Annotated in this window: 10 protein-coding genes; all 10 read left to right on the top strand. The window is 66.9% G+C overall.

What is annotated here, in order from left to right; translation table 11 throughout:
- Positions 1-62: 62 nt before the first annotated feature.
- Positions 63-1,958, top strand: a complete 1,896-nt coding sequence (gene mutL, locus QUV25_RS07415) for a DNA mismatch repair endonuclease MutL (RefSeq protein ID WP_300862817.1) — start codon at positions 63-65, stop codon at positions 1,956-1,958.
- Positions 1,959-2,113: 155 nt separating this feature from the next.
- Positions 2,114-3,448 carry an ammonium transporter gene (locus QUV25_RS07410; protein WP_300862815.1) on the top strand — a complete coding sequence of 445 codons (1,335 nt, stop codon included), beginning with the start codon at positions 2,114-2,116 and terminating at the stop codon, positions 3,446-3,448.
- Positions 3,449-3,468: 20 nt separating this feature from the next.
- A complete protein-coding gene (locus QUV25_RS07405) occupies positions 3,469-3,852 on the top strand; it encodes a hypothetical protein (protein WP_300862813.1) in 384 nt (127 codons plus the stop codon).
- Between the two features lie 81 nt (positions 3,853-3,933).
- The gene (locus QUV25_RS07400; RefSeq protein ID WP_300862811.1) at positions 3,934-4,794 is read left to right on the top strand and encodes an alpha/beta fold hydrolase; all 861 of its coding nucleotides are present in this window, start codon (positions 3,934-3,936) and stop codon (positions 4,792-4,794) included.
- Positions 4,795-4,838: 44 nt separating this feature from the next.
- Positions 4,839-6,203 carry a multidrug effflux MFS transporter gene (locus tag QUV25_RS07395; RefSeq protein WP_300862809.1) on the top strand — a complete coding sequence of 455 codons (1,365 nt, stop codon included), beginning with the start codon at positions 4,839-4,841 and terminating at the stop codon, positions 6,201-6,203.
- Entirely contained in the window at positions 6,200-7,186 is a 987-nt protein-coding gene (gene miaA, locus QUV25_RS07390) for a tRNA (adenosine(37)-N6)-dimethylallyltransferase MiaA (RefSeq protein ID WP_300862807.1), read from the top strand. Before QUV25_RS07395 ends, miaA begins: the two co-directional genes overlap by 4 nt.
- A complete protein-coding gene (locus QUV25_RS07385; RefSeq protein WP_300862805.1) occupies positions 7,183-7,857 on the top strand; it encodes an ABC transporter ATP-binding protein in 675 nt (224 codons plus the stop codon). The genes miaA and QUV25_RS07385 overlap by 4 nt, the downstream gene beginning before the upstream one ends.
- A 338-nt stretch (positions 7,858-8,195) precedes the next feature.
- Positions 8,196-9,671: a glucose-6-phosphate dehydrogenase gene (zwf, locus tag QUV25_RS07380; protein ID WP_300862803.1), complete on the top strand. Its 1,476-nt coding sequence runs from the start codon at positions 8,196-8,198 to the stop codon at positions 9,669-9,671.
- Complete coding sequence (gene pgl, locus QUV25_RS07375) at positions 9,671-10,393, top strand: 6-phosphogluconolactonase (RefSeq protein WP_300862801.1); 723 nt, start codon at positions 9,671-9,673, stop codon at positions 10,391-10,393. Before zwf ends, pgl begins: the two co-directional genes overlap by 1 nt.
- A gap of 49 nt (positions 10,394-10,442) precedes the next feature.
- Positions 10,443-12,269: a phosphogluconate dehydratase gene (edd, locus tag QUV25_RS07370; RefSeq protein WP_300862798.1), complete on the top strand. Its 1,827-nt coding sequence runs from the start codon at positions 10,443-10,445 to the stop codon at positions 12,267-12,269.
- Positions 12,270-12,350: the final 81 nt, after the last annotated feature.

Here is a 12,350-nt window from a genome sequence, read left to right as displayed (position 1 = left end):
GGGCAAGGTGGTCGCGATTATCCCTTTTCGCCCGCTCAGACCGCGACGCCTAGAATTTCAGGGTGACCAACCTGTCCTCGCCCTCCCCTCGCCGACCCATCCGCGAACTGCCCGATGAGCTGATCAGCCAGATCGCGGCTGGCGAGGTGGTCGAGCGCCCGGCCTCGGTGGTGCGCGAGCTGGTGGACAACGCGCTGGACGCAGGCGCTACTCTGATCACGGTGCGGTTGCAGGCGGGTGGCGTGCGGCTCATCAGCGTGGAAGACAACGGCTGCGGCATCCTGCGCGCCGAGCTGCCCACCGCGCTCAAACGCCACGCCACCAGCAAAATCGCCAGCCTGTCCGACCTGGAGTCGGTGCACACCATGGGCTTTCGCGGCGAAGCGCTCGCCGCCATCTGCTCGATTGCCGAGGTGTCGCTGCTCACCCGGGTGGACACGGGCATCGAGCCGCACGGCTGGCTGCTCGACGGCCGCAGCGGCGAGCTGCAACCCGTCGCCCGAGCGGTGGGAACCACAGTCGAAGTGCGTGAACTCTTTTTCGCCACCCCCGCGCGACGCAAGTTCCTCAAGACCGACGCCACCGAACTGGCGCACTGCATTGAAGCCGTGAGGCGCCATGCGCTGGCCCGGCCCGACGTGGGGTTCGCCATCTGGCACGACGGCAAGCTGGTCGCGCAATGGCGCGCGGTTGCCGGTCAGGGTCTGGACGCGCTGCGCCAGCGTCTCGCCGATGTGCTGGGCGCGGACTTTGTCGAGCAGGCGGTGGCGGTGGACTGGCCCATCACCGAGACCGCGCCTGAGCAAGACCAGCGCTTGCGCCAGCCGCTGCGCGTGTGGGGCTTCGCTGGCGTGCCCGACGCAGCGCGCTCGCGCGCCGACTGGCAGTTCGCTTATGTGAACGGCCGCTATGTGCGCGACAAGACCATCACCCACGCAGCGCGCAGCGCTTACGAGGACGTGCTGCACGGCCACCGCCAGCCCGTGTACGCGCTGTTTGTCGCACTCGACCCAATGCGGGTCGATGTGAACGTTCACCCGACCAAGATCGAGGTGCGGTTTCGCGACGGCCGCGAGGTGCACCAGGGCGTGCGCCACGCGGTCGAGTCAGCGTTGGCGGTGCCACGCTCCGTCGCAGCAGGCCAGACCCCGGATGCATCGTTCACAGAGACGGCGCCGGGCCCCTCGGCCACCGCACACGCTGCAGCCTGGGCCGGGCAACAGGTACCGCTGGCCTGGCAGCGCCCTGACGCGATGGGCCACCGGGTCAGCGATGTCGAGGCCTTGTGGTCCAGCGGCCCATCGACGGCTGCAGCGGCTCAGGGATCAGGTCCGCTGGTGAACGCCGCGCCGCCAGTTCACTTGCCGGCAGGTGACTGGCCCCTGGGCCGTGCCATCGCGCAGCTGCAGGGGGTGTACATCCTGGCTGAAAACACGCAGGGCCTGGTGGTGGTCGACATGCACGCCGCGCACGAACGCATCGTCTACGAGCGCCTCAAGCAACAGCTGGACGCCCATCAGATCACCAGCCAGCCGCTCCTGATTCCCGCCACCTTCGCGGCCACGCCAGCGGAGGTCGCCACCGCCGAAGACGCGAGCGAGGTGCTGGCCCAGCTTGGGCTGGAAATCACCCCGTTTTCCCCCAAGACGCTGGCGGTGCGGGCCGTACCGAGCACGCTGGCCCAGGGCGATCCAGTGGAGCTGGCGCGCAGCGTGCTGGCCGAACTGTCGCAACACGACGCCAGCCGCGTGATCGAGCGGGCTCAAAACGAGCTGCTGGCCACCATGGCCTGCCACGGCGCGGTGCGCGCCAACCGCCGTCTCACGCTGGACGAGATGAACGCGCTGCTGCGGCAGATGGAGGTAACCGAACGCTCCGATCAGTGCAACCACGGTCGCCCGACCTGGAAGCAAATGGGCATGCGGGAGCTGGACGCCCTTTTTCTGCGTGGCAAATAGGCAGTAGCGGACTTCCGCCAAGCGCCCGACGGCGACCACCTGTAAGACGCCACGTGGCAGACATCACGGAAGTCGCGCGAATTTTGTATACAAAGTCAGCATGGAGACTGTCACCAAATTAACATAAAGGACTTACCAGCCAACCGGAGCTCTCCATGCGAGCCAGTCCCCTGACCCTCATCAAAGCAGGCTCTCGAACGCTTGCAGCGGCCTCGGCCGCCTTGCTCATTGCATCACCCGCCTGGTCGCAAACAGCGCCAGCCGTGGTCACTGAGGCGATCAAAAAGTTTGATGGCGGGAACACCGCGTGGATGCTGATCGCCACGGTGCTGGTGCTGCTCATGACCATCCCCGGCCTCATGCTCTTCTACAGCGGCATGCTGCGCACGAAGAACGCGCTGTCGGTGGTCGCTCACATCTTCGCATCGGCCGCAGTGGTGACGCTGGTCTGGTCCATGATTGGCTATTCGATTGCGTTCACCCCTGGCAATGGCTGGTTCGGCGGCATGGATCGACTGTTCGCCGAGGGCCTGGTCGGGCCCAACGTCCTGGCACACCCGATCGCTCCCACCATCCCGGAATCGGCCTTTTTCCTGTTTCAGCTCTCTTTCGCCGTCATTGCTTTCGCCATCATCTCTGGCGCCACGGTCGAGCGCATGCGCCTGGGCGCGACGGTGGTGTTTGCGGCCCTGTGGACTCTGCTGGTCTATGCGCCGATCGCCCACTGGGTGTGGCAGCCGTCCGGCTGGCTGGCCGCCATGGGCCACATGGACTTCGCAGGCGGCACCGTCGTGCACGTCGCGGCTGGCGCCTCCGGGCTGGCTGCGGCCTGGATGGTGGGTCCTCGCAAGGGCTTCGGCACCGAGCCCATGATTCCGCACAACCTGCTGATCACCGTGATGGGGGCCGGCCTGCTGTGGGCCGGCTGGTTTGGGTTCAACGCCGGATCAGCGTTCGAAGCCGGTCCCCGCGCCGTGGGTGCTCTGCTGGCCACTCAAGTGGCCGCCAGCGCGAGCGCCTTTGTATGGGGCCTGTGCGAGTACGTCAAACGCGGCCAGATGAGCGTGCTGGGCATGGCGACAGGCGCCATCGCGGGCCTGATTGCCGTCACGCCGGCATCTGGCTACGTGGGTATTCTGGGTGCACTCGCCATCGGTACCGCTGCCAGCTTGGTGTGTTTCCTGGCCGTGACCAATTTCAAGGCCAAGACCGGGATCGACGACACGCTGGACGTGTTTGCTCTGCATGGTCTGGGTGGCGTGGTGGGCACGGTGCTGGTACCGGTGTTCGCCCTGTCGGCGATCGCACCGGTGACCGCCACCGTGTGGACCAACACCATCGGTGCGCTGGTCGTCATGGGCTATGCCGGTGGCATGACTGTGCTGATTCTGCTGGTCGTCAAGCTCACCGTCGGTTTGCGGGTGGATGAGAAGTCCGAGCGCCTGGGGCTGGACATCACCCAGCACGGCGAAATGATCGCGCCGAACTGATCCGCTGAACCTAGCGCAAGATGGCCTCCTCACCCCCCGACTTCACCGACAGTGGGCTGATGAACTACGCCCTTCGCATGGTCATCCCCATGCGAAGGGAGTTCGGCCGCAGCCTGGACGTGCAGCACTTCTTGCACGACCTCGCTTATGCAAAAGAAGTGCTGGACGAAGCCCGCACCAGTCAGAACCCCAAGCTGCGCGAACACGCCGACTACCTGAACGGCAGGATGTTTGGTCCGCGTACCGCGTCTGCGCCTGCACCCTCGGTGTCTCAGCGCATCGCTGATCGCGCGGGACCCACGGCAGCTGCGGACAAGACACCCGCCGAAAAACCAGGAACGCTGAGCGCAGAAGAAGAGGCCAAGCAACTCATGCTGGCCAAGTACCGTTCCGGGCTGCGCTGAACGCACCCCGACCCACTGCGCTCGGGGGTCACTGGCGGCCAAGCGTGAAACTTTCTCCCGCTGGGCGCATCATGCAATGCCATGAAGCGAACCCTTTGGAAACTGTTGCTGCTTTGCGCGGTTAGCGCCGGGCTGCTCGCTGGCTGCGCCACGCTGGACGAGCGGCAGCGCGAATGGATTTTCCAGCCGTCGGACCGCACCTGGTGGCGCGGCGAAGAAGCCTCCACCGGCATGAGCGATGTCTGGATCGACTTCCAGTCGCGTGAGACCGGGCAGCCGGTCAAGCTGCACGGCCTGTGGCTGGCGCAGGCCGATTTCGATACCCGCGCCGACGCACCGGTGCTCCTGTACCTGCACGGCGCGCGCTACAACGTGGTGGGTTCGGCGTTTCGGGCCCGGCGCATGCACGAGCTGGGCTTCTCGGTACTGGCCATCGACTACCGGGGCTTTGGCAAGAGCACCGCGCAACTGCCCTCTGAAACCCTGGCCTACGAAGACGCCCGCGCAGCCTGGGACTGGCTGGGGCAGCAATACCCGGGTCGACCGCGCTACATCTTCGGTCACTCGCTGGGCGGCGCGATCGCGGTCGAGCTGGCGGCCCAGGTGGGCGATGAAGCCGGAACGGTGGTCGAAGGCACCTTCACCTCCATCCCCGATGTGGTCAGCACCTTCAAATGGGGCTGGCTGCCGATTTCACCCCTCATCACCCAGCGCTTCGAGGCGGTGAAGCGGGTGGGGAACATCGGCGCGCCGCTGCTGGTGGTGCATGGCGCGCAAGACCGGCTGATCAGCCCCGAGCTGGGACGCCGGCTGTTTGACGCCGCGACCGGCAGGAAAGCGTTTGTGCTGGTGGAAAACGGGTCGCACCACAACACCAACTCGGTGGGGCAGCCGCAGTACCGCGTGGCGCTGGCGGAGCTGTTCGGCCTGACCACCCCCTGAGTCCGGGCCGGGTGGCCCTGGGCCGCTCTGCTACCCTCGTGCGGATGTCCGCCTCCCGCTCCGCCATGTCGCCCGCGCTCATCGTGCTGGTGCTCTCCCTGCTGCTGGGCCTGCAGCCCGTCACCACCGATCTCTATCTGCCCACGCTGCCCGCGCTCACCAGCGGCTTTGGGGCCTCCATGCCCCAGGCCCAGCTCACGCTCACCGGCCTGCTGCTGGCGTTCGGTGCGTCGCAGATGGTGTGGGGGCCGCTGGCCGACCGCTTCGGCCGCCGACCCATTCTGTTGATCGGCACTGCCTTGTATGTGGTGGCAGCCGTTGGCAGCGCGCTGGCCATCAGCATGGAGCAGCTCATCGCCTGGCGGATTCTGCAGGGCGTGGGCATGGGGGCCGGCGTGATGTGCGCGCGCGCCATCGTGCGCGACCTCTACGCTCCAGCCGATGGCGCCCGGGTGATGTCCAAGGGACTCACGGGCCTGGGTGTGATCGCATGCGCCAGTGCGCCACTTGGCGGCTTGCTGAGCGACGTGTTCGACTGGCGCGCGGCCTTGTCCGTGCTGGCCGTGTTTGGCGCCGTCACGCTGGCGCTGATCGTCTGGCGATTCGAAGAAACCCTGGCCCGGGAAAACCGGCAACCGCTGCGCCCCGTCGCCCTGGTGCAAGCCTGGGCTGGCATCCTGCGCCACCCGACCTTCTGGGCCTACGCCCTGCTGGCCACCACGTCATACGGCGGCCTGTTCACCTTTCTGGCTGCCTCGTCCTTCGTGTTCATCCAGGTGCTGGGCGTCTCCAAGACAGGCTACGGCGTGTTGATGTTTTCAATGTCTCTGAGCTACATCATCGGCACCTTCGTCTGCCGGCGCCTGTTGCCGCGCTTTGGCGTGCAGCGCACCGTGGCGATTGCCGGCGCCTGCACGCTGACGGCGGGCACCACGATGGGCGTGCTGGCGCTGCTGGGCGTGCAGAGCGTGTGGGCCATCATGTTGCCTTTCTATCTGTTCATGCTGGGTCACGGTGTGCACCAGCCCTGCGGCCAGAGCGGAGCCGTCGGCCCGTTCCCGAAGTCGGCTGGTGCCGCCTCAGCGCTGAGCGGCTTCTTCATGATGATCGCTGCCTTTTGCATGGGCGGCTGGCTGGGCACCAGCCTGGCGGGCATCGCCGCTGGCAGCGGCTCCGTGCTGCCGCTCACCAACGGCATCTGGTTCTGGAGTGTGCTGATTGCCGCCACGGCGTGGACGCTGGTGCAGCGGCACGGAGAGAGCAAGGAGCCCCCCCTGCGCCGCTTCGCGACTTCCCCCCCCCGCGGGGGGGACCATGCCAGTGGCCCGGCAGAGCCGGTTCCACGGCATGCGCTGGACGCTGACGCCTCCGCCTCCGCGATCGGGGGCTCGACGTCATCCAAACCATGAGCCTGGCGCAAACAACCGCCGCATGCCTGGCCATCGCCGGGCCGACCGCCAGCGGCAAGACCGCGGCCGCGCTGGCGATCGCCGAGCGCTGGCCGGTGGAGATCGTGAGCGTGGACTCAGCGCTCGTCTACCGCGGCATGGACATCGGCACCGCCAAACCCAGTGCGACCGAGCGCGCGCAAGTGCCGCATCACCTGATCGACATCCGCGACCCGCTGAACGCCTACAGCGCCGCTGAGTTTGTGAATGACGCCCGTGGCCTGATCGACGAGATCCAGGCGCGCGGGCGCACCGCCCTGCTGGTCGGCGGCACCATGCTGTATTTCAAGGCCTTGATGCAGGGGCTCGACGCCATGCCCGCGGCCGATGCCGCAGTGCGCCAGACCATTGCTGCGCGTGCCGAGGCTCTGGGCTGGCCTGCACTGCACGCCGAGTTGCAGCGGGTGGACCCAATCACGGCAGCTCGGCTGTTTCCCAACGACGCGCAGCGCATCGCACGCGCACTCGAAGTGCACACGATCAGCGGCCAGCCGCTGTCCAGCCTGCAGACCGGGGGCGCTGCCCAGGCCAGCCCCATCGCGGCAGGCGCCATGCTGTCGCTGGAGCCCTCCGATCGGGCCTGGCTGCACCAGCGCATCGCCGAGCGTTTTGACGCCATGCTGAGGCAAGGCTTTGTCGATGAAGTGCGCGGTCTGCGCGCACGAGGCGACCTGCATGCCGACCTGCCCGCGATGCGCTGTGTGGGCTACCGGCAGGCCTGGGAACTGCTCGTCGAAACCCACGATGCGCCCACAGCGGCCCAGCTGGCCGCCTTGCGCGACCGCGGCATTTTCGCCACCCGCCAGCTTGCCAAACGCCAGCTCACCTGGTTGCGCTCCATGCCAGAACGCGCGGTCGTGACCTGCGATGCGCCGAATGCGCAGGAACAGGTCTTGCGCTGGGCTGGCGCGCTGCTGGGCGTCAGACAGGAAGCCATCCCATGAGCCTGGTGATCGAACAGCTCGGCAAGCACTACGGCAGCACCCCCGTGTTCAGCAACGTGAGCCTGACGGTGGCCCCGGGTGAATTCATCGCCATCGTCGGCGAGTCGGGTGTGGGCAAGTCCAGCCTGCTCAACTGCATGGCCGCACTGGACGACTGGCAGACCGGCCGCATCGTGCACGACGGCGTGGACCTCGGCCAGCTCAGCGAAGTGGAGCGTGCGCACTGGCGGCGCGAAAAACTGGGTTTCGTGTTTCAGGCCTTTCACGTGCTGCCGCATCTGGATGTGACGCAAAACGTCGCCCTTCCTTTGCTGTTGCTGCAAAAGCCCGATGCGGCGCGCGTGGCACAGATGCTGGATGCCGTTGGCCTGCAGGGCCTAGGCGAGCGCCTGCCCTCACAACTTTCCGGCGGGCAACTGCAGCGCGTGGCGATTGCGCGAGCACTGGTGCACAAGCCACACCTGATCCTGGCCGACGAACCCACCGGCAACCTCGACCCGCGCACCGCTGCGCAGGTGCTGCAGGTGCTGCAGGACCAGACGGCCGAGAGCGGCGCGTCCCTGGTGTTGGTGACCCACTCGGAAGCAGCTGCGGCGCGCGCCCAGCGCGTGCTGCACCTCACTGCGCAAGGTTTGCAAGCCAGTGCACCGGCGCCCATCCAGCTCAACTGATCCACCTCTTCGCGCTGCCGGCCTCCGGGTCTCTGGCCAGTCTGCTGGTGACCCTGGTCAAGCGGCCGAGTCTCCAGACCGCGAACCGGGTAGACGAACTGGCGCTGAACGAGCAGGATGTGCAAGAGGTTGTGTGCCATACGGCTTGTGCCTGCAGCAGACCGGCTGTGTACCGCCCAGCCCGGCCAACGTGAATGCTCGGCTGGCGACATCCCGTCCAGCGTTCCGGGCGGTTTGACGCCACGCACCAGGAAGGCATCCGCGTGTGGTGCAATTTGTACCCGCCATGTAACTTGATTACATTAGAATTTGACAGATACAGTAACTAAATTAGAACCATGCCCAAGACTGCGCCCGCCCAAACCTCCTCGGCCCCACTCGATCTGGTGATCTTTGGTGGTGCAGGTGACCTCTCGGTGCGCAAGCTGCTGCCGGCGCTGTATATGGCGCACCTGCACAACAACCTGCCCGCTTCCACCCGCATCCATGCGCTGGGACGGCAGCCCTGGGATCGCGACACTTTCCTGGGCTTCGTGCAGGATAAGGTGACGCCCTTCATCGCTGCCGCGGCTCGCGAGGGCGATACCTGGCAGCGCTTCCTGGACCGGCTGAACTACGTCTGCCTCGATGCCACGCAGAGCGCCGACTACCAGGCGCTGGGCCAGGCCTTGCAGAACGGCTCGGACCGGGTGTACTACCTCGCCACCGCGCCCACGCTGTTCACGGACATCTGCGCCCACCTCGCCGGCGCCCAGCTGATCGACACCGCGTCGCGCGTGGTGCTGGAGAAGCCCCTGGGTCACGACCTCGCATCGGCTCAGGCCATCAACGATGAGGTGGGGCGGTACTTCCAGGAATCTCAGATCTTTCGCATCGACCACTACCTGGGCAAGGAGACGGTGCAAAACCTCATGGTGCTGCGCTTTGGCAACACCATCTTCGAGCCGCTGTGGCGCAGCCCGTACATCAAGAGCGTGCAGATCACCGTGGCCGAAAGCGTGGGCGTGGGCAGCCGCGCCGGCTTTTACGACGGCACCGGTGCGCTGCGCGACATGGTGCAAAACCACTTGCTGCAGCTGCTGTGCATCGTGGCCATGGAGCCGCCGGTATCGCTCGACCCCGACGCGGTGCGCGACGAAAAACTCAAGGTGCTGCGCTCGTTGCGTCCGATGACGGTGGCCGACGTGGCGCGCGACACGGTGCGTGGTCAGTACAGCGCTGGCGCCTCCAACGGCGGCTCGGCCATTGGCTACCTGAAGGAAGACAACGTGCCGGCCGACAGCGGCACCGAGACCTTCGTCGCCCTTCGTGCCCACATCAACAACTGGCGCTGGGCCAATGTGCCGATCTTCCTGCGCACTGGCAAGCGCATGGCCGAGCGCCGCTCCGAAATTGTGATCGAGTTTGCCGACCTGCCCTACCGGCTGTTCACCGACTCGCCTCGCCAGTCGGTCAACCGCCTCATGATCCGCCTGCAGCCGGAAGAACATGTGCAGTTGCAGATGATGGCCAAGGAGCCAGGCAGCGGCATGCGCCTGCGCCCGGTCAATCTCAACCTTGACCTCGAATCGGCCTTCACCGAGCGCCGTGCCGAGGCCTACGAGCGCCTGCTGATGGACGTGATCAAAGGTCGCCTCACCCACTTCATGCGCCGCGACGAGCTCGAAGCCGCCTGGACCTGGGTCGACCCCATCCTCGACGGCTGGGCGCAGCTCAATGAAAAGCCCAAGGCCTACACCGCCGGCTCCTGGGGCCCCGCCGCCTCTTCTGCGCTGATGGCACGGGAGGGCTCGGCCTGGGTGGAAGAAGCCTGATGGCCCGCCGGCCGCCACGCAACGTCAAGGAATACCACGCCAAGAGCGCGGCCGATCTGGCGCGCGGTCTCGCGGCACATCTGGCCAACCAGCTGCGCACCGCAATCAGCGACCGCGGCCAAGCGTTGCTCGCGGTATCGGGTGGCAAGTCGCCGACTGCCTTGTTCGAAGCGCTGCGCCAGCAACCGCTGGACTGGGCCAAGGTCAGCGTGATCCTGGTCGATGAGCGTTGTGTTGAGCACGATCACGCCGACAGCAACACCGCCCTGGTCCGCCAGCATCTGCTGCAAGGCCAGGCTGCAGCCGCCAGGCTCCCGGCCTTTTTCGACGCCGTGCCCGAATCGCTGGACGACGCCGCGCTGGACAAGCTGGTGCGCCAGGCCAACCGGCGCCTGGCGCAACTCCACTGGCCCATCGATGTCGCCGTGCTCGGTATGGGTGAAGACGGCCACACCGCTTCGCTGTTTCCCGACGCACCCGGCCTGGAAAAGGCCTTGCGCAGCAGCGGCCCGCTGGCCTGGGTGCGCCCGGCCACCGCGCCGCATGCGCGCCTGACCCTGACCTTGCCCGCGCTGCTGGCCAGCCGTGAGCTGGTGCTGTCCATCGCCGGCGAGGCCAAACACGCCGTTTACCGCCAAGCCCTGCTCGAGGCCGATCCGGCAACTCCCGTGTCGCTGGTGCTGCACCAGCATCAGACGCCAGTCAGTGTCTGGCTGACCTGAGCCACGAATCCCGCCTACCCCGACCGCCTGAACGCGAGATGACCCGAACATGAACGCCCCATTGCACACCACCATCGACCGCGTCACCCAACGCATCATCGAACGCAGCACCGGACCCCGCGCCACCTACCTTGACACCGTGGCCCGGCAGCGCAGCAGCGGCCCGCAGCGCGCCGGCATGGGCTGCGCCAACATGGCGCACACCACCGCCGCCCTGCCTGCAAGCGACAAGCTGAAAATCCACGCCGAGCGCACGCCGCATGTGGGCATCGTCACCGCCTACAACGACATGCTCTCGGCGCACCAGCCCTACGAGCCCTACCCCGAATTCATCCGCCAGCACGCGCGCACCCTCGGCGCCACGGCCCAGGTGGCTGGTGGCGTGCCCGCCATGTGCGACGGCATCACCCAGGGCGCCGAAGGCATGGAGCTCTCGCTCTTCTCGCGCGACGTGATCGCGCTGTCCACCGCGGTGGCGCTTTCGCACAACGTGTTCGATGCCGCACTCTTCCTCGGCATCTGCGACAAGATCGTGCCTGGCCTGTTCATGGGCGCCACGCAATACGGCCACCTCAGCGCCGCCTTCGTGCCCGCCGGCCCCATGACCACAGGTCTCTCCAACGACGCCAAGGCCAAGGTGCGCCAGCAGTACGCACAAGGTCTGGTCGGCCGAGACGCCTTGCTGGAAAGCGAAGCGCAGGCTTACCACAGCCCCGGCACCTGCACTTTCTACGGCACCGCCAACAGCAACCAGATGCTGATGGAAATCATGGGTCTGCACCTGCCTGGCTCCAGCTTCGTCAACCCCGGCACGCCACTGCGCGATGCACTCACGCGCGAGGCGGTGCGGCGTGCGGTGATCAACACCGGGCGCACCGGCGGCGAGGCGATCTGCCTGGCCGACATCGTGACGGAAAAATCCATCGTCAACGCCATCATTGGCCTGGTGGCCACCGGTGGCTCGACCAACCACACCATGCACCTGGTGGCGATGGCGCACACAGCCGGCGTGCTGATCGACTGGGACGACTTCGCCGAGCTCTCCGCCGTCGTGCCGCTGCTGGCCCGCGTCTACCCCAACGGCAGCGCCGACGTGAACCATTTCCATGCCGCCGGTGGCATGGGCTACCTGATGCAGGAACTGCTGGCTGCGGGCCTGCTGCATGGCGATGTGACCACCGTGATGGGCCACGGCCTGGCGGTGTACACCCAGGAGCCCTGGCTGGACGGCGAGGCGCTCGCCTGGCGCCCGGTGCCGCGGCAGAGTGCCGACACCAGCGTGTTGCGCCCAGTCGCCGAGCCTTTCAGCGCCGACGGCGGCCTGCGCCTGCTCACCGGCAACCTGGGCCGCAGCGTGGTCAAGGTCTCGGCCGTCAAGCCCGAGCACCGCGTGGTGCGGGCCCAGGCCGTGGTGGTCAGCGACCAGCAAGACCTGCTCGCCCTGTTCAACGCCGGTCAGCTGGAGAAAGACATGATCGCCGTGGTGCGCTACCAGGGACCGCGCGCCAACGGCATGCCCGAGCTGCACAAGCTCACACCGCCGCTGGCCGTGTTGCAGGACAAAGGTTTCAAGGTCGCACTGGTCACCGACGGCCGCATGTCCGGCGCCTCGGGCAAGGTGCCCGCCGCCATCCACATCAGCCCTGAGGCCCTGGCCGACGGACCGATTGCCCGGGTGCACGATGGCGACTGGATCACGCTCGATTGCGAGCGCGGCATCCTGGAACTGGAAGTCGATGCCGCCACACTCGCCGCGCGTGCCGTGCAGCACCCCGACCTCAGCCACAATGCCCATGGCACCGGGCGCGAACTGTTTGGTCTGTTCCGCACCCACGCGAGCACCGCCGAATCGGGCGCCTCGCCGCTGTTTTCATGACCACCCCCGCGCCGACTTCGTCGTCATCCCCTCAAGGGGGCATCAGCAGCGGCCCGGCAAAGCCGGTTGCGCGCTGATCCC

Source organism: Hydrogenophaga sp. (assembly GCF_030373245.1).
GTDB lineage: Bacteria > Pseudomonadota > Gammaproteobacteria > Burkholderiales > Burkholderiaceae_C > Hydrogenophaga.
This window is presented reverse-complemented; position numbering and strand designations above follow the sequence as displayed.